This is a genomic window from Janthinobacterium aestuarii, assembly GCF_051380835.1.
Lineage (GTDB): Bacteria > Pseudomonadota > Gammaproteobacteria > Burkholderiales > Burkholderiaceae_D > Janthinobacterium > Janthinobacterium aestuarii.
This window is the reverse complement of record NZ_JBNYXU010000002.1, coordinates 570,765-592,562: the sequence shown is the minus strand read 5'-3', so window position 1 is coordinate 592,562 and position 21,798 is coordinate 570,765. Positions and strand designations below refer to the sequence as shown.

Here is a 21,798-nt window from a genome sequence, read left to right as displayed (position 1 = left end):
AGGATCAGGCTTTGTTCAGGATAAAGGCGGGCGGTGGCGGCATGCCGGGCGAAACGGTCAGCACTTCATAGCCCGTTTCCGTTACCAGCACCGTGTGTTCCCATTGCGCCGACAGGCTGCGGTCCTTGGTTTTGATGGTCCAGCCATCGTTCATTTCGCGGATTTCGCGGCGGCCCGAGTTGATCATCGGTTCGACGGTGAAAATCATGCCTGCTTCCAGACGCTCCAGGGTGCCTGGTTTGCCATAGTGCAAGACCTGCGGTTCTTCATGGAAGACCTTGCCGATGCCGTGGCCGCAGAATTCGCGCACCACGCTGTAGCCGGCTTTCTCGGCGTGCTGCTGGATGGCGTGGCCGATATCGCCGAGGTGGGCGCCCGGCTTGATCTGGTCGATGCCCAGCCACATGCACTCATAGGTGATTTCCGACAGGCGCTTGGCCAGGATGGTCGGCGTGCCGACGAGGAACATGCGGCTGTTGTCGCCATGGTAGCCATCCTTGATGACGGTGATGTCGAGGTTGACGGAGTCGCCGCTTTTCAGGACCTTGTCGCCGGGAATGCCATGGCAGATGACGTCGTTGACGGAGGTGCAGATGGCTTTCGGGTAGGGCGTATAGCCGGGTGGGCAATAGTTCAGCGGGGCAGGGATGGTGCCTTGCACGTTGACCATGTATTCATGGCACAGGCGGTCCAGTTCGCCCGTTGTGACGCCGACCTTGACGAAGGGAGTGATGTAGTCGAGTACTTCGGCGCCGAGCTTGCCGGCAACGCGCATGCCTTCGATGTCGGCGGCGGTATTGATACGGATGGTGGACATGGTGTAATTCGCAATCTGCAAGAATTCAGGTGAAAAGCACAGACGATTCCTGCTGCATGGGAAAAGTCTGCAAATATGTCGAAATTATAAACGAGGCGCCCTCAATCCGCCGCCTCCTTCCTATGGCCGGAAGGGGATTTGTGGGGAGAAAGCGGATGAAAAGACGGTGTTGCCGCGCCTTGCACCATTGTGGTGCGACGGGTGTTTCCGCAGGGCGCGCGATTTGCAGCGCGGACTTGATGCTGCAGGCATTTCAGTGTAGAATCCCGGGTTGCTTGAATTCTCTTTTAAGCAATGCAGTAAAACAGTGTCTTTAATATAAACACGCGAATCCGGTCGACAAGGGTGCCTGTATGGTGACTGATCGGATTCCAGACCCAACCCTGGAGTTAATAATGTCCGTAACAATGCGCGAAATGCTGGAAGCCGGTGTCCACTTTGGTCACCAAACCCGTTTTTGGAATCCAAAAATGGCACCGTTCATCTTCGGCCATCGCAACAAGATCCACATCATCAACCTGGAAAAAACCATGGCGATGTACCAGGACGCAATGAAGCACGTGCGTCAACTGGCTGCAAACCGTGGCACCATCCTGATGGTTGGCACCAAGCGTCAAGCGCGCGAAATCATCGCTGCCGAAGCACAACGCGCTGGCGTGCCTTTCGTTGATCAACGTTGGTTGGGCGGCATGCTGACCAACTTCAAAACGATCAAAACCTCGATCAAGCGCCTGAAAGACATGGAAGTGATGATCGAAGACGGTTCGATCGAGAAGCTGTCGAAAAAAGAAGCGCTGATGTTCTCCCGCGAAATGATCAAACTGCAAAAATCGATCGGCGGCATCAAGGACATGGGCGGCGTTCCTGACGCAATCTTCGTCGTCGACGTCGGCTACCACAAAGGTGCGATCACCGAAGCAGCTAAACTGGGTATCCCGGTCATCGGCGTTGTCGATACCAACCACTCCCCAGAAGGCGTGAACTTCGTGATCCCAGGTAACGATGACTCCTCGAAAGCCATCATGTTGTACGCTCGCGGTGTTGCTGATGCAATCATCGAAGGCCGTGCAGCTGCCGGTAACGAAGTTGTTGAAATGGTTAAAGCAGCCGCTGGCGACGAATTCGTCGAAGTTAACGAACAGGCTTAATGGCCAGGCTATCGCAAGATAGCCGTTTGTAAGCACAGCAGTAAGGGAAAAGGGGTGGCAGCAGCTCCCCCTTTTTTTTAACAAAAAAACGATAGTGACCGCTGGCGAGGCATGCATGCCCGGCCGCGACTATCGACTCACCGAATCAGGAGAAACACATGGCAGCGATTACAGCAGCGATGGTAGGCGAATTGCGCGGCAAAACCGACGCACCAATGATGGAATGCAAAAAAGCACTGACCGAAGCCGATGGCGACATGGCTCGTGCGGAAGAGATCCTGCGCGTCAAACTGGGCGGCAAGGCATCGAAAGCATCGGCACGCATCACCGCTGAAGGCGTCGTGGCAACCTACATCGCCAATGGCGTAGGCGCCCTGGTCGAAGTGAACTCGGAAACCGACTTCGTTGCGAAAAACGACGATTTCCTGGCACTGGCTAACAACGCTGCCCGTCTGGTAGCGGAACACAACCCGGCTGACGTAGCTGCCCTGCTGGCCCTGCCACTCGACGGCAAGACCCTGGAAGACGTGCGCGCTGCCCTGATCGGCAAAATCGGCGAAAACATGACCATCCGCCGCTTCCAGCGTTTCGAAACCAGCGCCAAGCTGGCTTCGTACCTGCACGGTTCGCGCATTGGCGTGATCGTCGAATTCGACGGCGCCGATGAGCAAGTGGGCAAAGACGTGGCCATGCACATCGCTGCCATGAAGCCAGTGTCGCTGTCGTCGAACGAAGTGCCAGCGGAACTGATCGAAAAAGAGCGTTCGGTTGCACAACTGAAAGCCGAAGAAGACGCCGCCAAAGCGGCCGCCGAAGGCAAGCCAGCGCAATCGCCGGAAATCCTGGCCAAGCGCCTGGAAGGTTCCGTACAGAAGTTCCTGAAAGAAGTTTCCCTGCTGAACCAAGCTTTCGTGAAAAACGACAAGCTGTCGGTTGAGCAAATGCTGAAGGCGGCTAACACCAGCGTCAAAGGTTTCGCCATGTACGTAGTGGGCGAGGGCATCGAGAAGAAGCAAGACGACTTCGCAGCAGAAGTCGCAGCACAGATGGCTGCCTCCCAGGGAGCGTAAGTAAAGCGGGCCGAGAGGCCCGTTTTTTTGGCCCGCCCGCACCTGTCGTGCCGGGCGGCGGCATGGGCAGCTTCCTCCCGCCTATCCGGCGCTGCAAGGCGCTGCGCCATGTCATACTCGAATAACCTCATTTATGGAGCCCCAGCTCATGTCAAAACCAGCCTACAAGCGCGTCCTCCTCAAGTTGTCCGGCGAAGCCCTGATGGGCGATGATCCCTACGGCATCAACCGCGCCACGATCGAGCGCATGGTGGCCGATGTGGCCGAGGTGGCGAAGTTGGGTGTGGAACTGGCAATCGTGATTGGCGGCGGCAATATCTTCCGCGGCGTCGCGCCTGGCGCGCAAGGCATGGACCGTGCCACCGCCGACTACATGGGCATGCTCGCCACCGTGATGAACGCACTGGCCCTGGCCGATGCCATGCGCCACGTCGGCATTACCGCGCGCGTCATGTCGGCCATCGGCATCGAACAAGTGGTCGAGCCGTACGTCCGCCCGAAAGCCCTGCAATACCTGGAAGAAGGTAAAGTGGTCGTCTTCGCCGCCGGTACCGGCAATCCGTTCTTCACCACCGACACGGCAGCGGCCCTGCGCGGTTCCGAGATCAGCGCCGAGATCGTCCTGAAGGCCACCAAGGTCGACGGCGTCTACACGGCCGATCCGAAGAAGGATCCGAACGCCACCCTGTTCCACACGATTACGTTCGACGACGCCATCGCCAAGCACCTGCAAGTGATGGACGCCACCGCATTCGCCCTGTGCCGCGACCAGAAACTGCCAATCAAGGTGTTTTCGATCACCAAGCCAGGCGCGCTGATGCGCGTAATTCTCGGTGAAGACGAAGGTACCTTGGTTCACGTGTAACAGACGCAATTTTAATAGTAGTTATCATTAACAACGCCTGACAAAACCGTCGCGAGCGGAAGGGAGTTGTGGCTGAGAAGCGCAACCGTACGAAGGTACGGTGAGCATCGCAGGCCGCAAATACCGACGCGCAGCAGGTTTTGACAGGCGTCACTACAGGAGTACAGTAATGTCCTTAGCTGACGTTAAAAAGAACGCCCAGGAACGTATGACGAAATCGCTGGAAACACTGCGTGCCGACCTGGCCAAAGTGCGTACCGGCCGCGCCCATACGGGTATCCTGGACCACGTGATGGTCGATTACTACGGTTCGCCGACGGCGCTGACCCAGGTTGCCAACGTGACCCTGATCGACGCGCGCACCATCGGTGTGCAGCCGTATGAAAAGAAAATGGCCTCGACCATCGAAAAAGCCATCCGCGACGCCGACCTGGGCTTGAACCCGTCGGCACAGGGCGACCTGATCCGCGTTCCGACACCGCCGCTGACGGAAGAGCGCCGCAAGGAAATGGTCAAGCTGGTCAAGAGCGAAGCGGAAGACGCGAAGATTGCCGTGCGTAACATTCGCCGCGATGCGAACGAGTCGCTGAAGAAGCTGGTCAAGGAAAAAGCCTGCTCCGAGGACGATGAGCGCCGCTCGTCGGAAGAAGTGCAGAAGCTGACGGACAAGTTTATTGCCGATATCGACAAGATGGTTGTCGATAAAGAAAAAGAAGTGCTGACCGTCTAGTTTTCAGTCCTTTTGACGCTGCCCGGGAAAGCATGGCTTTTCCGGGCAGTGCTATTTGGAGCATAATAGTTATCTTTTATTTTTGGTATTCGTGTTTTCATGATCTATTCGAGTTCGACAACGGCAGTGCCTGAAGTGGGTACGGTGCCGCGCCATGTGGCAATCATTATGGATGGCAATGGTCGCTGGGCAACCAAGCGTTTCCTGCCGCGCGTGGCTGGCCACGTCAAGGGCGCGGACGCCGTACGCGGCATCGTCGAGACTTGCCTCGAGCGCGGCGTCGCATACCTGACCCTGTTTGCCTTCAGCTCGGAAAACTGGCGCCGCCCCGAAGAAGAGGTGTCGATGCTGATGCGCCTGTTCGTCACGATGCTGGAACGCGAAGTGGTCAAGATGCATGCGAACGACATCCGCCTGAAAGTGGTGGGCGACTTGTCGCGCTTTAATGAACAGCTGCAAACGCTGATTGCCGATGCCGAACGCAAGACGGCGCGCAATACGCGCCTGACGGTGTCCATCTGCGCCAATTACGGCGGCCGTTGGGACATCATGCAGGCAGTCAACAAAATGACGGTCGAGGCCGCAGCCAATGGTCAGTCTGCCGGGCGCGCTTACACGGAAGAGCAACTGGCGCCGCACCTGGCCATGGCATACGCGCCCGAGCCCGACCTGTTCATCCGCACGGGCGGCGAGCAGCGCATTTCCAATTTCCTCCTGTGGCAACTGGCGTACACTGAGTTGTTTTTCACCGAGACTTTCTGGCCCGACTTCAATGACGAGTGCCTCGACGCGGCAATCGCGTCTTACCAGCAGCGCGAACGGCGCTTTGGCCGTACCAGCGCGCAATTAACTGAAAAGACAAACTGATGCTGAAAACACGGATAATCACCGCCCTGGTCCTCCTGGCGGTCTTGCTGCCCGTTCTGTATCTGAATTATTTCCCCGCCTTCGCCGTGATCGCCACGGCGTTCTTCGGCGCCGCCGTCTGGGAAAGCTTCCGCATCTTCAAAAATCGCCATGCGCTCGTGATTGCCGCCGTCTGGACTGCCGCTTTCGCGTATACATTTTTTGTCGGTAACGGCATGGCGCAGCTCAATTTCTGGTTCGCCCTGTGCGTGGCCATCTGGCTGATCCGCTTCGTGCCTTCGCTGGCGACGGGCTTGCCGCCGACCGAAGGCCTGGGCAATACCTTGCTCAGCCTCGTGTACCCGGTGACCATCGTCGGCTGCTTCGTTGCCATCATCGCCTTGTTCCTGCATAGCCCTTTGTATCTGCTGTCCGTCATGGCCCTCGTGTGGATCGCCGATATCGGCGCCTATTTCTCGGGCAAGGCGTTCGGCAAGCGCAAGCTGGCGCCAAGTATTTCCCCAGGTAAATCCTGGGAAGGCGCCATCGGCGGCGGCATCGCCGTGCTGCTCATCGCCGCCATCACGATTATCGCCGCGCCATCGCTGCCGGTCCTGCAAGACACCTTCGCCGTGCAGCTGCAATTGCGCCGCGGCTGGCTCGTGGCCTTGCTGGTGCTGCTGCTGGTCGTTGCCGCCAGCATCGTCGGCGACCTGTTCGAATCCCAATTGAAGCGCCGCGCCGGCATCAAGGACAGCAGCAATCTGCTGCCTGGCCATGGCGGCGTACTTGACCGTATCGACGCGTTGATCCCGGTCCTGCCATTTGCCGCCCTCGTGGCCAGCTGGCTTTAAGGAAACACATGCAATACATCACCATCCTTGGCGCGACCGGCTCGATCGGCGTGTCCACCCTGGACGTGCTCGCGCGTCATCCCGAGCAATACAGCGTGTATGCGCTGAGCGCGCACAGCCGCGTGGCCGAACTTGCCGCCCAGTGTTTGCAATTTCGTCCCCAGCGCGCCGTCGTCGGCACGGCGGACGCCGCCCTTGAGCTGACGCGCTTGCTGCGCGGGCAGGGCGTGTCTACCGAAGTCGCGTATGGCGTGGAGGCATTGTGCGCCATCGCCAGCGCGCCGCAAGTGACGGGCGTGATGGCGGCCATCGTCGGCGCGGCCGGCCTGGCGCCGACCCTGGCGGCGGCGCGTGCTGGCAAGAAGGTATTGCTGGCCAATAAAGAGGCGCTGGTCATGTCGGGCCAGCTGTTCATCGATGCCGTGCATGACAACGGCGCCGTGCTGCTGCCGATCGACAGCGAACACAACGCCATCTTCCAATGCATGCCGCACGCCCATGGCCGCGCGCCAGGCGCCGCTGGCGTGGCGAAAATCGTGCTGACGGCGTCGGGCGGTCCCTTCCTCACGCGCGACGTCGAGACGCTCGACACGGTCACGCCGGACCAGGCGTGCAAGCATCCGACCTGGGCCATGGGACGCAAGATTTCCGTCGATTCGGCCACCATGATGAACAAGGGCCTGGAAGTGATCGAGGCGCACTGGCTGTTCGGCGCGCCAGCCGACCAGATCGAAGTGCTGATCCACCCGCAAAGCGTGATCCATTCGATGGTCTCGTACATCGACGGTTCCGTGCTGGCCCAGCTGGGCAATCCGGACATGCGCACGCCGATCGCCCATGCGCTCGCGTATCCGCAGCGCATCGCTTCGGGCGTGGCGCAGCTGGACCTGGCCCAAGTGGCCACCCTGCAGTTCGAACGTCCCGATTTCCGCCGTTTCCCTTGCCTGGCGCTGGCCTTCGACGCCTTGCGCGCGGGCGGCACGGCGCCAGCCCTGCTCAACGCGGCCAATGAAGTGGCCGTGCAAGCGTTTCTTGACGAACAGATCGGCTTCCGCCAGATCGACCGGGTCATCGCGCACGTGATCGAGACGGTGCCGCATGGCGCCGCTTCCAGCATCGAAGCCGTGATGGAGCAGGATCGTCTGGCCAGAGCGGCCGCGCAAGCGTACATCGCCCAAAGGCTGGCTGCATGACGCTCATCACCACATTGCTGGCCTTTATCGTCGCGCTCGGTTCACTGATTACCTTGCACGAGCTGGGCCACTACCTGGTGGCGCGCTGGTGCGGCGTGAAGGTGCTGCGTTTCTCGATCGGCATGGGAAAAGTGGTGTATTCGCGCAAGTTTGGCAAAGACCAGACGGAATGGGCGATTTCCGCGCTGCCGCTGGGCGGTTATGTCAGCATGCTCGACAGCCGCGCGCAAGACCTCAGCGACTTGCCGGAAAGCGAATTGCGCCGCGAATTCACGCGCCAGAGCGTGTGGCGCCGCATCGCCATCGTGGCCGCCGGCCCGCTGGCCAATTTCCTCGTCGCCATCGTGCTGTACGCGGGCCTGTTCATGTATGGCATCGAAGAACCGTCGAGTAAACTCGGCCCCGTGGCCGAACAGACTGCCGCCTATGCGGCCGGCCTGCGCAGCGGCGATACCGTTGAAACAGTCAACGGCAAGGCCGTGGCCAGCTGGTCCGAGCTGCGCTGGGAACTGATTCAAGCCACCCTCGACAAACAGCCGGCGCGCGTCGAAGTGCGCCGTCCCGACCGTGGCCAGCAGGAAGCGACGTTGCCGACGGCCAGCCTGACGGAGACGGACCTGGAAGGCGACGTGCTGGGCAAGCTGGGCCTGACCCTGGCCCGTTCCGCGCCCACGCTGATGGAAATCATGCCCGATGGCGCCGCCGCGCGCGCCGGCCTGCAGAAAAACGACCAGATTCTCGCCATCAACGACGAGCCGGTGCACGACGTGGCGGCCGTCATCGCCACCCTGAGCCAGGCGCCGGGCCGGACCTTGCAATTGCAACTCTTGCGCCAGGGCCAGGACCTGACCCTGCCCATTACGCCGGACGCCGTGCCGGGCGCGGGGGCGGAGGGAGCTGTAACAGTTGGTAAGATACAAGCAAAGCTGGGACAGGTGCCGGATATGATCACCGTGGCATCGGGACCGTTCTCTGCCGTGGGCAAGGCGTCCGCCAAGGTCTGGGATACCAGTGTCATGAGCCTGAAAATGCTGGGCAAAATGGTCACCGGCCAGGTGTCGCTGAAGAATGTGACTGGGCCCATTACCATCGCCGATTACGCGGGCCAGACGGCGCGCATCGGCCTGGTAAGCTACCTGAGCTTCATCGCCTTCATCAGTATCAGTCTGGGCGTGATGAATTTGCTACCCATTCCTGTTCTGGATGGCGGGCATTTGCTGTATTATTCGCTGGAAGTTTTGACCGGACGCCCCTTGCCGGAGCGCGTAGGCGAGATTGCCCAGCGCCTGGGGATCGGTTTGTTGCTGACCTTGATGGTGCTTGCCGTCTTTAATGACGTGTTGCGATTGCTGAATTAGGGCGGTGGTTGATGCCATTGCGTGAGTCGCACAAGCAATCTTTTGTGTATGTTGTCCATTGATTTACCCATTGAATAACCCCAATGAAATTACATTCTGCTCGTTTTGCCTTGCCTTCCTTTCGCCGCAGCCTGATCGGTGCCGCCGTCATGGCCTTCTGTTCCGGCCACGCGCTGGCCGTCCAGCCATTTACTGTCAAGGACATCCGGGTCGAAGGGATCCAGCGTACTGAAGCGGGCACCGTGTTTGCCTACCTGCCGGTGCGGGTCGGCGAAACGTTCTCCGACGAGAAGAGCGTTGCCGCCATCAAGGCCCTGTATGCGACGGGCATGTTCAAGGATGTGCGCCTGGAAGCCGATGGCGACGTGCTGGTGGTGCTGGTCGAGGAACGTCCGGCCATCGCGACCGTGGAGTTTACCGGTACCAAAGAATTTGAAAAGGACGTGCTGGTCAAGGCGCTGAAGGAAATCGGCGTCGGTGAAGCCAAGATTTTCGACAAGGCGTCCGTCGACCGCGCGGAACAGGAACTCAAGCGCCAGTACCTGTCGCATGGCCTGTACGGCGTGAAGATCACCACCACCGTCACGCCGATCGAGCGTAACCGCGTCAACGTGGTGTTCGCCGTCGACGAGGGCGACGTGGCCCGCATCAAGCAGATCAACATCGTCGGCAACAAGGCCTTCACCGACAAGGAGCTGCGCGAGCAGCTGGCCCTGAACACGGGCGGCTGGTTCAGCTGGTACACCAAGGCCGATCAATATTCGAAGACCAAGCTGACGGGCGACATCGAGTCGCTCAAGTCCTATTACCTGGACCGCGGCTATATCGAGATGCAGGTCGATTCGACGCAAGTGTCGATCACGCCCGATAAAAAAGATATCTACCTGACGATCAACATCACCGAAGGTGAAAAGTACAAGATCGCCGGCACCAAGTTCGAAGGCGAGATGTTCGGCCGCGAAGAAGAGCTCAAAGCGCTGAACCTGATGCGCGAAGGCGAAATCTACTCGGGCGCCCGCCTGACTGCCACGAACAAGCGTATCCAGGACCGCCTGGCCACGTTCGGCTACGCGTTTGCCAACGTCAACGCCAATCCCGAGATCAACCGCGAAAAGCATGAAGTCGGCTTTACCTTCTTCATCGATCCGGGCAAGCGCGTGTACGTGCGCCACATGAATATCGCCGGCAATACGACCACGCGCGATGAAGTCATCCGCCGCGAATTCCGCCAGTTCGAATCGTCCTGGTACGACAGCAACAAGATCAAGCTGTCGCGCGACCGTGTCGACCGCCTCGGCTACTTCAAGGACGTGACCATCGACACGCCGGAAGCGCAGGGCACGACCGACCAGGTCGACGTCAACGTGACGGTGGTGGAAAAACCAACCGGTAACTTCCTGATCGGCGGCGCCTTCTCGCAATCGGAGAAGTTCACCCTGTCGGCATCGATTTCGCAAGCCAACTTCGCCGGTAGCGGCAACACGGTCGGCATCGAACTCAATACCAGCCATTACAGCCGCACGATCGCGTTTTCGCAGACCAATCCGTACTACACGGACGATGGCATTTCGCGTAGCTTTGAAGTCTACCTGCGTACGACGGAACCGCCGGCGCTGAACATCGGCAGCTACAAGATCAAGCAGACCGGTGGCCGCGTCAGTTTCGGCGTGCCGTTTTCGGAAGTCGACACCGTCTTCTTCGGCATCGGCGCCGAGCGTTCGCGCATCGAAACCGACGTCACCAGCCCGATCCGCTTCAAGCAGTACGTGGTCGACAATGGCGGCCCGTCCGACGGTATCGGTTCGGCCACGACGAATTCCATTCCGCTGACGGCGGCATGGCAGCGCGACAGCCGCGACAGTGCCCTGACGCCATCGATCGGCCGCTACCAGCGCGTCAACCTGGAGGCTGACCTGATCGGCGACCAGAAATACTTCCGTGCCATTTATGAGCACCAGTATTTCCGTCCGCTGTTCAGCAAGGTCACCCTGGCGCTGAAGGGCGAGATCGATTATGGCCACGGTATCGGCAAGCACGTGTATCCGGTCTTCAAGAACTTCTACGGCGGCGGCATCGGTTCGGTGCGCGGCTACCTGAGTTCCTCGCTGGGCGCGGTCGAACCGAGCACCAACGATGCCTTGGGCGGTGCTTCGCGCCTGATCGGTAACGCGGAACTGCAGATGCCATTCCCCGGTTCGGGCAATGACCGCAGCTTGCGCTGGTTCGGTTTCCTTGACGGCGGCCAGGTCTACCAGGAAGGCGAAAAAATGCGTCTGTCGCAATTGCGCTATTCTGCTGGCCTGGGCATCAGCTGGATTTCACCGGTGGGCCCGCTCAAGCTGAGCTACGCCAAGCCGCTGAACGCCAAGCCGACGGACCGCCTGGAGCGCTTCCAGTTCCAGATGGGCACCGGTTTCTGACCGGGCCATCTGAACCGGGGCGACAGCTTTTACTTTTTGACCATGGAGTATCATGAACACCGCATCCGCTACCCTGCCCAAGACCCTTGCCGTGATCGCATTGTGCTGGAGTTCGCTGTTGCCGGTGCAGGCGCAGGCTCAGGAGTCGAAGATCGCCTGGATCAGCAGCGAACGTATTTATAACGAATCGAGGCTGGCCAAGTTGGCCAGCGCCAAGCTGGCCGAAGAGTTTCGCTCGCGCGAAAAAGCCGTGCAGGAACTGGCGGCCCGCTTCAAGGTGGCCAATGAAGCCCTGGAAAAGGACATGCCGACCCTGAGCGAGGCGGAGCGCGCCAAGCGCCAGCGCGAGTTTTTCGAACTGGACAAGGAATTGCAGCGCCGCCAGCGCGAGTTCCGCGAAGACCTGAGCCAGCGCACGAACGAAGAGCGCAGCGCCATCGCGGAAAAAGCCAACACCATCATCCAGCAGATGGCGCATATCGAAGGATATGACATCGTGCTGCAGGAAGCCCTGTGGGCCAGCCCGCGCATCGACATTACCGACAAGGTTTTGAAGGCGCTGGACAAGTAATCGAAACGGTTTCAAGCCTGGCAGTGCCGTAGCGAGCGGATGTGAGTTGTGGTTGAGAAGCGGAGCTGTGCTGGAGCACAGTGAGCATCGGAGACCGCAAATCGCGCCGCGCAGTAGGCATAGTCAGGCGTTTTTATAAGGGTATATCGATGGGCACTCGACTAGGTGAATTGGTCGAACGCTTCGGCGGACAGTTGGCGGGCGATCCGAACCTGGAAGTTTCAGGGATCGCACCGCTGGCCGACGCCGGCGCTTCGCACATCAGCTTTCTCAGCAATAGCAAATTCCGCGCACAGGCGGCCCAGAGCGGCGCCGCCGCGCTGATACTCACGCCGGCCGACGACGCGCTGATCGGCGGCGACTACGCCGGCGCGCGCATCGTCACACCGAATCCCTATGTGTATTTCGCGCGCGCGGCGCAGTACTTCGCCGCCCTGGCCGAGATCAAGGCGCCCGTGGGTATCCACGCCAGCGCCATCGCCGATGCCAGCGCGCAGGTCGACGCCACTGCCTCGGTCGGGCCGCGCGCCGTGATCGAAGCCGGCGCCGTGATCGGCGCCGGCTGCGTGATCGGTCCCGGCTGCGTGGTGGGGCGCGACGCCGTCATCGGCGCCGGTACCCAGCTGTTCGCCAACGTGACTTTCCACGCGCGCTGCGTGATCGGCCAGCGCGGCATCATCCATTCGGGCGCCGTGATCGGCACCGACGGATTCGGCTTCGCCAACGAAGGCGGCGTGTATATCAAGATTCCGCAGACGGGCAGGGTGGTGATCGGTGACGATGTCGATATCGGCGCCAACACCACCATCGACCGCGGCGCACTGGCCGACACCATCATCGAAGATGGCGTCAAGCTCGATAACCAGATCCAGATCGGCCACAACTGCCATATCGGCGCGCACACGGCCATGGCCGGCTGCGTCGGCGTGGCCGGCAGCGCCATCATCGGCAAGTACTGCACCTTTGGCGGCGCCGCCATGGTGCTGGGCCACCTGACCATCGCCGACCGCGTCCACGTGGGCTCGGGCAGCATGGTCTCGCGTTCGATCGCGGAGCCGGGCCAGTACACGGGCTTCTATCCGCTGGCCAAGAACGCCGACTGGGAAAAGAGCGCCGCCATCGTGCGCAACCTGTCAAGCATGCGCGAGAAAATCCGCGCGCTTGAAAAAACAATTAAAACACTGACCACGCAAGACGAAAAATGACTACTGAAAAAAAGACACTCGACATCCTCGCCATCAAATCGCTGCTGCCGCACCGCTACCCGCTGCTGCTGGTCGACCGCGTGCTGGACTGGGAAGCGGATAAAACCATCACCGCCATCAAGAACGTGACGGTCAACGAAGAGTTCTTCCAGGGCCATTTCCCGCACAAGCCGGTCATGCCTGGCGTGCTGATGATCGAAGCGCTGGCGCAGACGGCGGCCCTGCTGTCGTTCCTGTCGATGGGCGTGAAACCGGACGAAAATTCGGTCGTGTACTTCGTCGGCATCGACAATGCGCGCTTCAAGCGTCCTGTCGAACCGGGCGACCAGCTGAAGATGGATGTGGAAATCCTGCGCGTCTCGCGCGGCATCTGGAAATACAAGGCCGTCGGTACGGTCGACGGCAAGCTGGCGGTGGAAGCGGAACTGATGTGCACCATCCGCAGCGCGCAAGATGCCAGCCAGTCTGCGAGCCAGCCAGCGGGGCAGTAACATGGCGGCCATCCACTCCACGGCAGTCATCGATCCGAAGGCCGAGCTCGACAGCTCGGTCGAGGTGGGTCCGTACACCATCATCGGTCCGCACGTGCGCATCGGCGCCGGCACCAAGGTTGGCCCGCACGTGGTCGTCGATGGCCACACGACGATCGGCAGCGACAACCACCTGTTCCAGTTTTCCTCCATCGGCGCGCAGCCGCAGGATAAAAAATGGGCGGGCGAGGCGACGCGCCTGGAAATCGGCGACCGCAACACCATCCGCGAATTCTGCACCTTCAACACGGGCACCGTGCAAGGCGGCGGCGTCACGCGCCTGGGCAACGACAACTGGATCTCGGCGTATGTGCACCTGGCGCACGACTGTCTGGTGGGCAACAACACGATTTTTTCGAACAACGCGCAGCTGGCGGGGCACGTGGAAATCGGCGACTGGGTCATCATGAGCGGCTTCGCCAATGTGCACCAGTTCTGCAAGATCGGCGCGCACGCCTTTGTCGGCATGAGCACCAGCCTGACGCAGGACGTGCCACCGTTCGTCCTGTTGAACGGCAACCCGGCGCAGGCCCATGGCGTCAATATCGAAGGCTTGAAACGCCGCGGCTTTACGCGCGAGCAGATCAACGGTATCCGCACCGCGTATAAACTCATCTACCGTTCGGGACTGACCCTGGAAGAATCCAAGGCAGCCCTGTTCGAAGAAGAGGTGGCAGCGTCGCCCGAGGTGGCGGAACACATTCGCGCCATGCGCGAATTCCTTGGCGTGGCGTCGCGTGGCATCGTCCGCTGACCATTCCAGCGGCCTGACGGTCGCCATCGTCGCCGGCGAGGTGTCGGGCGACCTGCTGGCCAGCCGGCTGCTGTCAGGCCTTGTGCCGCAGCTGCCCGGCGCGCGCTTCCACGGCATCGGCGGCGAGCACATGGCCAGGCAGGGTTTTGTTTCCGACTGGCCGCTCGACAAGCTGACCGTGCGCGGCCTGTTCGAGATCATCCCCCGCTACCGCGAGATCAAGGGCATCCAGAACGCGCTGCGCGACCAGCTGCTGGCCGAGCGTCCCGCCGTCTTCATCGGCGCCGACTATCCGGGTTTTAACCTGGGACTGGAACAGCAGCTCAAGGAAGGCGGCATCCCCACCGTGCACTACATCGGGCCGCAGATATGGGCCTGGCGCGGTGGACGCATCAAGAAAATCATCAAGGCCGTCTCGCACATGCTGGTGATCTTCCCGTTCGAGGAAGAGATCTACCGCAAGGCGGGCGTGCCCGTCACCTATGTCGGCCATCCGCTGGCCGAGATGATTCCGTTGCAGCCCGATGAAGCGGCCGCGCGGCGTGTCCTGGGTTTGCCGGAAGACGCGAATGTCGTGACCCTGATGCCGGGCAGCCGCATGGGCGAACTCAAATACAATACGGTGGCTTTCGTGACCGCCTGCAAATTGCTGCTGGCGCGCGACCGCTCCTTGCGTTTCGTCGCCCCCATGGCCGGCGAAAAGCAGCGCCAGTATTTCCTGCAATTGATAGCGGAAGCGGGCTTGCAAGACGTCGAAATATTGCTCACGGACGGCGGCTCGCACACGGCCATCTGCGCCGCCGATGCGGTGCTGGTGGCGTCCGGCACGGCGTCGCTGGAAGTGGCGCTGTACAAGAAGCCCATGGTCATCGCCTACAAGATGATGCGCGCCTCGTGGGAAATCATGCGCCACATGGGCTACCAGCCGTGGATCGGTTTGCCGAACATCCTGGCGCGCGACTATCTTGTGCCCGAGCTGCTGCAAAACGCGGCCAGCCCGGAAGCGCTGGCCGAGGCCATGTGGCAGCAGCTGAGCGACGTGCCGGGCCGTTTGCGCCTGGTGCAGCGCTTCACGGACATGCACCACAGCCTGCTGCGCGACAGCGCGCAGGAAAGCGCCAACGCGGTCATGCAAGTCATCGCCGCCAACCGCAAGTAAGCACCGTTTCAATCGCAGTTCCTACCAAAGATTCAACGTGAAAAATATCTATCCCGGCCTGTTTGACGACTTGCCATTCTCGCTCGATGAAATCATCTGCGGCGTCGACGAGGCAGGCCGCGGTCCGCTGGCCGGCCCCGTGTTCGCCGCCGCCGTGATCCTCGATCCGCACCAGCCCATCGACGGCTTGCGCGATTCGAAAAAACTCAGCGAAGCAAAACGCGACTTGCTGGCGCCGCAGATCAAGGCCAAGGCCCTGGCCTGGGCCATCGCCGAAGCGTCGGAAGAAGAGATCGACCGCCTGAACATTTTGCAGGCGTCGATGCTGGCCATGCGTCGCGCCGTCGAGGCCCTGGCGACCGTGCCGACCCTGGCCCTGATCGACGGCAACCGCTGTCCCGTGATGCCGATACGCGGCATGGCCATCATCGGCGGCGACGACAAGGTCGATTCCATTTCCGCCGCCTCCATCCTGGCCAAGACGGCGCGCGACGCGGCCCTCGTGCACCTGCATGCGGCCTATCCCGAATACTGCTTCGACCAGCACAAGGGTTATGGCACCAAATTGCACCTGGAGCGCCTGCACCTGCACGGCGCCTCGCCCGTGCACCGCCGCTCGTTCGCGCCCGTGCGCAACGTGATCGCCCTGTTCGGCGGACAAGAGGTGGCGGCATGAAGACGGTCACTTCGCGCGACAATGCGCAATACAAGGATTTGCTGAAACTGGCGGGCAGTTCGCAGGCGCGCCGCAAGTCGGGCCGGACCCTGCTCGACGGCGTGCACCTGTGCCAGTCGTATCTGCAGCTGCGCGGCATGCCGGAGCAGTGCATCGTCAGCGAAAGCGCCTTGCAGAATCCGGAAGTGGCGGACATCGTCGGCCAGCTGGAAAGCCAGCGCGCGCATGTACTGGGTTTGCCCGACGCGCTGTACAACGCAGTGAGCCAGGTCGAACACGGCGTGGGCGTGATGTTCCTCATCGAGACGCCGGAACGGGCCGTTACGCAGCCGCTGAGCGTGTCGGCCGTGCTGCTCGATAACCTGCAAGACCCGGGCAACGTGGGGTCGATTTTGCGCAGCGCGGCCGCCGCCGGCATCACGCAGGTGTACTGCAGCGCCGGCACGGCCTTCTGCTGGTCGCCGAAGGTGCTGCGCGCGGCCATGGGCGCGCACTTTGTGCTCGACATCTTTGAAAACGTCGATCTGGCCGCGCTGGTTGCGGGCGCCAAGGTGGCGACCCTGGCCACCAGCGGCTACGCCACGAAGCAGCTGTACGACGTCGACCTGCGCCAGCCCGTCGCCTGGCTGTTCGGCCATGAAGGGCAGGGCGTGGCCGACGACCTGCTGTCGATGGCGACGCACCAGGTGGTCATTCCGCACCTGGGCCAGATCGAATCGCTGAACGTGGCCGCCTGCGCCGCCGTCTGCTTCTTCGAGCAGCTGCGCCAGGGCCGATCCTGAACAGGGTAGCCATGTCTTTTCCTCTGCTTGCCGATGGTGCCGTACGTGATGAGGCCTGGTGGCGTCAGGTCGCCGCGTTTTATCCCGCGCCGCTGGACGCCATCGTCAATCTCGAACATGGCTATTTCGGCGCCATGGCCGCGCCCGTGCAAGCGGCGTTCGAGCAGGCCGTGCGCTACACCAACGAGCAACTGAGTCCCTTCGTGCGCGGCGAGTTTACGCGCACGCATGTGGATATTCTGCGCCAGCGCGTCGCCGCGCTGATCGGCGCGCAGCCGCACGAGATCCTGCTGACCCGCAGCGGCACCGAGTCCATGCAGGTGCTGATTACGCAATACCACGGCCTGGCGCCCGGCGATACGGTTCTATGGAGTAATCTCGATTATCCGGCGATGCGCACGGCCATGCGCTGGCTGGCGCAGCGTCGTGGCGTCACCAGCACGCAAGTCACACTGAGTTTGCCGGTCAGCGATGACGAGATCGTCGCCCGTTACGCGCAAGCCATGTGCCGGGCCGTCAAGCCCAAGTTGCTGCTGCTGTCGCAGGTGGCGCCGGCCAATGGCCAGCAACTGCCGGTCAAGGACATCGTGGCGCTGGCGCGCGAACACGGCATCGACGTGCTGCTCGACAGCGCCCATGCGCTGGGACAGGTCGACGTGGACGTACAGGCCATGGGCGTCGATTTCGCCGGTTTCAATCTGCACAAATGGCTGGGGGCGCCGGCGGGACTCGGTGTCGTGTATATCCGCGCATCGCGGCTGCACAAGATCGAGCCGCATTGTGGCGACGATGATTATCCGCCGGACGATATCCGCAGCCGCCTGCACATGGGCATGCCCCCGATCGGCGCCATTCTGGCCGCGCCCGCCGCGTTGGATTTCCATGCGCGCCTGGGCGGCACGCCGGCCAAGAACGAACGCCTGGCCTGGCTGCGCGATTACTGGGTCAGCCGCGCCGCGCAACTGCCCGGCGTGCGCATGTTGTCTCCGCTCGATGCGAGGCGCGGCACGGCGCTGGTCGCCTTTGCCGTGGACGGCATGAGCGCGCGCGATCTGCAGCAAGGCTTGCTGCAGCGCTTCGGCGTCTTTACCGTGCAGCGCAATATCGGCGATACCGATGTGGTGCGCGCCACGGTCGCCATCACGACCACCACCGGTGAACTCGATCAGCTCGTGGCCGCGTTGACGGTGCTGTCCAGCGAGGAGAACTCCAGCGTGGCGTACACCTGACAAAACCGTAACGAGCGGAAGGAAGAGGTGATCGAGAAGCGCAACCGTACTAAAGTACGGTGAGCATCGCAGGCCACCTATACCGACGCGCAGCAGGTTTGGTCAGGTGTTCTCAGTATTCGCGGCGGTTCGGCTTGATCTCCTGGAGGATCGTCGTGGAGATTTCCTCGATCGACTTGGTGGTCGACGACAGCCAGCGGATACCTTCGCGTTTCATCATTTTTTCCGCCTCGTTGACCTCGTAACGGCAATTTTCGATGGCCGCATACTTGCTGCCTGCGCGTCTTTCGTTGCGTATTTCCGACAAACGTTCGGGCGTAATGCTCAATCCGAAAATTTTATTCTTAAATTCCAGCAGGGCGGAAGGCAGCTTGTCGCGCTCGAAATCGTCGGGAATCAGCGGATAATTGGCCGCCTTGATGCCATATTGCATGGCCAGATACAGGCTGGTCGGGGTCTTGCCAGAGCGCGAAACACCCACCAGAATGACGTCGGCCGAGGACAGGTTCTTGTGCGACTGGCCGTCGTCGTGCGCCAGCGAATAGTTGATCGCCTCGATGCGGTTCTTGTATTCCTCGCTGTCGACGATGTTGTGCGAGCGGCCGATGGTATGGGTCGACATCACGCCCAGTTCCTGCTCCAGCGGAGCGACAAAGGTCTGGATCAGGTCCATGTGCATGCCGCTGGACTTGCGGATCACTGCCGACAGGTCGTTCTTCACCAGGGTGGAGAAAATGATCGGGCGCTGGCCGTCGCTGGCGAAGGCTTCGTTGATCTTGCGCGCCGCCTCGTAGGCCTTGTCCATGGTATCGATGAAGGGCAGGCGGATCTGGCGGAAGCGCAGATCGAACTGCGTCAGCACCGAGTGGCCGAACGTCTCGGCGGTGATGCCGGTGCCGTCGGAAACGAAGAAAACGGTGCGGGCCGCGGAGGGCAGAGGAGGGCGTGGATCTTGTGTCATGGGTTTTCGGATCAAGATTGTGCGTCGTCAATTTGCGCCGCACAAGGTAAAATGGCTGTAACGGTATGATTGTGCTGCACGACGCCAAGAATAACAAGAAGACTGTCTGTGCGCCGCGCGTAAAGATTTCTATCATCAGTAAGGGTGTCATTATGACCAACGCAGTATCGCAACAGCAGGAAGACAAGGACGCGGTGTATGTTGCCTCGTTCGAGCATTTGCGCATGACGGATGTCGAATCCGTCGGCGGCAAGAACGCCTCCCTGGGCGAAATGATCAGCCAGCTGGCGGAAGCCGGCGTGCGCGTGCCCGGTGGCTTTGCCACCACGGCGCAGGCATTCCGCGATTTCCTGTCGTATAGCGCCAATGGCGGCTTGCCGCTGGCCGAACGCATCGCCCAGCGCCTCGAAGGGCTGAACATCGATGACGTGCGCTCGCTGGCGCAAGCCGGTGCCGAGATCCGTCAATGGATCGTGGAAACGCCATTCCAGCCACGCCTGGCCGCCGAAATCGACCAGTTCTACGCCAAGCTGGTGGCCGATTCCGACACGGAAATGTCGTTTGCCGTGCGTTCCTCCGCCACTGCGGAAGACTTGCCGGACGCGTCTTTTGCTGGTCAGCAAGAAACCTTCCTGAACGTGGTCGGCATCGACAACGTGCTCGAGGCCATGAAACAGGTGTTCGCCTCGCTGTACAACGACCGCGCCATCTCGTACCGCGTACATAAAGGCTTTACGCACGCGGAAGTGGCCTTGTCGGCCGGCGTGCAGCGCATGGTGCGTTCCGACCTGGGCGCGGCCGGCGTGATGTTCACCATCGATACGGAATCGGGCTTCAAGGACGTGGTCTTCGTCACCTCCAGCTATGGTCTGGGCGAAACCGTGGTGCAGGGCGCCGTCAACCCCGACGAATTCTATGTGCACAAGCCGATGCTGGAAAAAGGCAAGTCGCCTGTGATCCGCCGCAATATCGGCTCGAAGCTGCTGAAGATGGAATTTACGAACGAAGCGAAAGCTGGCCGTTCCGTGAAAACCGTCGACGTGCCCGTCGAAATGCGCAACCGCTACTCGCTGAACGACAGCGAAGTGGTGGAACTGGCAAAGTATGCCGTCATCATCGAGAACCACTACGGCCGTCCGATGGACATCGAGTGGGGCAAGGATGGCCGCGACGGCAAGCTGTACATCCTGCAAGCGCGTCCCGAGACCGTCAAGTCGCAGCAAAAGGCGACCGACGTGCAAGAGCGCTTCAAGCTGAAAAGCACGGGTACCGTGCTGACATCGGGCCGCGCCATTGGCCAGAAGATCGGCGCCGGCCCCGTGCGCGTGATTCACGACCCGGCCGACATGGAGCGTGTGCAGCCAGGCGACGTGCTCGTTGCCGACATGACGGACCCGAACTGGGAGCCGGTCATGAAGCGCGCATCGGCCATCGTCACCAACCGCGGCGGCCGTACTTGCCATGCTGCAATTATCGCCCGCGAACTCGGCGTGCCGGCCGTCGTCGGCTGCGGCGACGCGACCGACGTGCTGAAAGACGGCACGTTTGTCACCGTCGTGTGCTCCGAAGGCGACGAAGGCAAGATCTACGATGGCTTGCTGGAAACGGAAGTGTCGGAAGTGTCGCGCGGCGAATTGCCGAAGCTCGACACCAAGATCATGCTCAACGTGGGCAATCCGCAGCTGGCGTTCGACTTCCAGTCCGTGCCGAATGCGGGCGTGGGCCTGGCGCGTCTGGAATTCATCATCAATAACAATATTGGCGTGCATCCGCGCGCGATCCTCGAGTACCCGAACATCGATGCCGACCTGAAAAAGGCCGTGGAGTCGGTGGCGCGCGGTCACGCTTCGCCGAAGGCGTTCTACATCGACAAGCTGGCCGAAGGCATCGCCACCATCGCCGCCGCGTTCTGGCCGAAAAAAGTCATCGTGCGCCTGTCCGACTTCAAGTCGAACGAGTACAAGAAGCTGATCGGCGGCTCGCGCTACGAACCGGACGAGGAAAACCCGATGCTGGGCTTCCGCGGCGCGGCGCGCTACCTGTCGGCCGACTTCTCCGAAGCGTTCAACATGGAATGCGAAGCGATGAAGCGTGTGCGCAACGACATGGGCCTGACGAACGTGGAAATCATGGTGCCATTCGTGCGCACCCTGGGCCAGGCCGAGAAAGTCATCGACCTGCTGGCAAAGAATGGCCTGAAGCGCGGCGAGAACGACCTGCGCGTCATCATGATGTGCGAAGTGCCGTCGAACGCCATCCTGGCCGACCAGTTCCTCGACCATTTCGACGGCTTCTCGATCGGTTCGAACGACCTGACCCAGCTGACCCTGGGCCTGGACCGCGATTCCGGCATGGAATTGCTGGCCGCCGACTTCGACGAGCGCGATCCTGCCGTGAAAGCCCTGCTGGCCCTGGCCATCAAGGCTTGCCTGGCACGCGGCAAGTACATCGGTATTTGCGGCCAGGGTCCTTCCGACCACCCTGACTTCGCCGTCTGGCTGATGGAGCAGGGCATCGAATCGATGTCGCTCAATCCCGACTCGGTGATCGACACCTGGCAAAAGCTCGCTGCGCTGAAAGCGTAAGCATCTTTATCGCCGTCTGAAAACCCGCTGCCGCTCACCCGGCAG

Annotated in this window: 20 protein-coding genes; 18 read left to right on the top strand and 2 right to left on the bottom strand. The window is 61.1% G+C overall.

Annotated features, from left to right (window positions below; all coding sequences use genetic code 11):
• Positions 1 to 4 precede the first annotated feature (4 nt).
• A complete protein-coding gene (map, locus tag ACQ4WO_RS08775; protein WP_436481069.1) occupies positions 5 to 817 on the bottom strand; it encodes a type I methionyl aminopeptidase in 813 nt (270 codons plus the stop codon).
• A gap of 395 nt (positions 818 to 1,212) precedes the next feature.
• Between map and rpsB the strand changes: the two genes are divergently transcribed.
• The 17 genes from rpsB (at position 1,213) to ACQ4WO_RS08690 (ending at position 18,207) form a co-directional block, all read left to right on the top strand.
• On the top strand, positions 1,213 to 1,965 hold the full coding sequence (gene rpsB / locus ACQ4WO_RS08770; RefSeq protein WP_086137733.1) for a 30S ribosomal protein S2: 753 nt from the start codon (positions 1,213 to 1,215) through the stop codon (positions 1,963 to 1,965).
• A 158-nt stretch (positions 1,966 to 2,123) separates the two neighbouring features.
• A complete protein-coding gene (gene tsf, locus ACQ4WO_RS08765) occupies positions 2,124 to 3,035 on the top strand; it encodes a translation elongation factor Ts (protein WP_436481068.1) in 912 nt (303 codons plus the stop codon).
• Positions 3,036 to 3,183: 148 nt separating this feature from the next.
• A complete protein-coding gene (gene pyrH / locus ACQ4WO_RS08760; protein WP_076569768.1) occupies positions 3,184 to 3,900 on the top strand; it encodes a UMP kinase in 717 nt (238 codons plus the stop codon).
• A gap of 169 nt (positions 3,901 to 4,069) precedes the next feature.
• On the top strand, positions 4,070 to 4,630 hold the full coding sequence (gene frr / locus ACQ4WO_RS08755; protein WP_034752256.1) for a ribosome recycling factor: 561 nt from the start codon (positions 4,070 to 4,072) through the stop codon (positions 4,628 to 4,630).
• Between the two features lie 99 nt (positions 4,631 to 4,729).
• Complete coding sequence (gene uppS / locus ACQ4WO_RS08750; protein ID WP_436481067.1) at positions 4,730 to 5,497, top strand: polyprenyl diphosphate synthase; 768 nt, start codon at positions 4,730 to 4,732, stop codon at positions 5,495 to 5,497.
• Positions 5,497 to 6,330 (top strand): phosphatidate cytidylyltransferase, encoded by an 834-nt coding sequence (locus tag ACQ4WO_RS08745; RefSeq protein WP_436481066.1) that lies wholly within the window; start codon positions 5,497 to 5,499, stop codon positions 6,328 to 6,330. Before uppS ends, ACQ4WO_RS08745 begins: the two co-directional genes overlap by 1 nt.
• An 8-nt stretch (positions 6,331 to 6,338) precedes the next feature.
• Positions 6,339 to 7,523: a 1-deoxy-D-xylulose-5-phosphate reductoisomerase gene (ispC, locus tag ACQ4WO_RS08740; protein WP_436481065.1), complete on the top strand. Its 1,185-nt coding sequence runs from the start codon at positions 6,339 to 6,341 to the stop codon at positions 7,521 to 7,523.
• Positions 7,520 to 8,881 (top strand): RIP metalloprotease RseP, encoded by a 1,362-nt coding sequence (rseP, locus tag ACQ4WO_RS08735; RefSeq protein ID WP_436481064.1) that lies wholly within the window; start codon positions 7,520 to 7,522, stop codon positions 8,879 to 8,881. Before ispC ends, rseP begins: the two co-directional genes overlap by 4 nt.
• An 83-nt stretch (positions 8,882 to 8,964) precedes the next feature.
• Positions 8,965 to 11,301, top strand: a complete 2,337-nt coding sequence (gene bamA / locus ACQ4WO_RS08730) for an outer membrane protein assembly factor BamA (RefSeq protein WP_436481063.1) — start codon at positions 8,965 to 8,967, stop codon at positions 11,299 to 11,301.
• A 52-nt stretch (positions 11,302 to 11,353) separates the two neighbouring features.
• The gene (locus ACQ4WO_RS08725; protein ID WP_046684967.1) at positions 11,354 to 11,872 is read left to right on the top strand and encodes an OmpH/Skp family outer membrane protein; all 519 of its coding nucleotides are present in this window, start codon (positions 11,354 to 11,356) and stop codon (positions 11,870 to 11,872) included.
• Between the two features lie 149 nt (positions 11,873 to 12,021).
• Positions 12,022 to 13,077, top strand: coding sequence for a UDP-3-O-(3-hydroxymyristoyl)glucosamine N-acyltransferase (gene lpxD / locus ACQ4WO_RS08720; protein ID WP_436481062.1), 1,056 nt, complete (start codon positions 12,022 to 12,024; stop codon positions 13,075 to 13,077).
• Entirely contained in the window at positions 13,074 to 13,568 is a 495-nt protein-coding gene (gene fabZ / locus ACQ4WO_RS08715; protein ID WP_034752234.1) for a 3-hydroxyacyl-ACP dehydratase FabZ, read from the top strand. Before lpxD ends, fabZ begins: the two co-directional genes overlap by 4 nt.
• A 1-nt stretch (position 13,569) precedes the next feature.
• Positions 13,570 to 14,361, top strand: coding sequence for an acyl-ACP--UDP-N-acetylglucosamine O-acyltransferase (lpxA, locus tag ACQ4WO_RS08710; RefSeq protein ID WP_436481061.1), 792 nt, complete (start codon positions 13,570 to 13,572; stop codon positions 14,359 to 14,361).
• Positions 14,345 to 15,520, top strand: a complete 1,176-nt coding sequence (lpxB, locus tag ACQ4WO_RS08705) for a lipid-A-disaccharide synthase (RefSeq protein ID WP_436481060.1) — start codon at positions 14,345 to 14,347, stop codon at positions 15,518 to 15,520. Before lpxA ends, lpxB begins: the two co-directional genes overlap by 17 nt.
• Positions 15,521 to 15,557: 37 nt before the next feature.
• Positions 15,558 to 16,196: a ribonuclease HII gene (rnhB, locus tag ACQ4WO_RS08700; RefSeq protein WP_436481059.1), complete on the top strand. Its 639-nt coding sequence runs from the start codon at positions 15,558 to 15,560 to the stop codon at positions 16,194 to 16,196.
• Complete coding sequence (locus ACQ4WO_RS08695) at positions 16,193 to 16,978, top strand: TrmH family RNA methyltransferase (RefSeq protein WP_436481058.1); 786 nt, start codon at positions 16,193 to 16,195, stop codon at positions 16,976 to 16,978. Before rnhB ends, ACQ4WO_RS08695 begins: the two co-directional genes overlap by 4 nt.
• Before the next feature lie 11 nt (positions 16,979 to 16,989).
• Complete coding sequence (locus ACQ4WO_RS08690; protein ID WP_436481057.1) at positions 16,990 to 18,207, top strand: aminotransferase class V-fold PLP-dependent enzyme; 1,218 nt, start codon at positions 16,990 to 16,992, stop codon at positions 18,205 to 18,207.
• 112 nt (positions 18,208 to 18,319) lie between these two features.
• Here the strand turns inward: ACQ4WO_RS08690 and ppsR are convergent, their stop codons facing one another.
• Positions 18,320 to 19,168, bottom strand: a complete 849-nt coding sequence (ppsR, locus tag ACQ4WO_RS08685; protein WP_072453992.1) for a posphoenolpyruvate synthetase regulatory kinase/phosphorylase PpsR — start codon at positions 19,166 to 19,168, stop codon at positions 18,320 to 18,322.
• 152 nt (positions 19,169 to 19,320) lie between these two features.
• On the opposite strand from ppsR, the gene ppsA reads away from it, so the two are divergent.
• Positions 19,321 to 21,753 (top strand): phosphoenolpyruvate synthase, encoded by a 2,433-nt coding sequence (ppsA, locus tag ACQ4WO_RS08680; RefSeq protein WP_034752367.1) that lies wholly within the window; start codon positions 19,321 to 19,323, stop codon positions 21,751 to 21,753.
• Positions 21,754 to 21,798 lie beyond the last annotated feature (45 nt).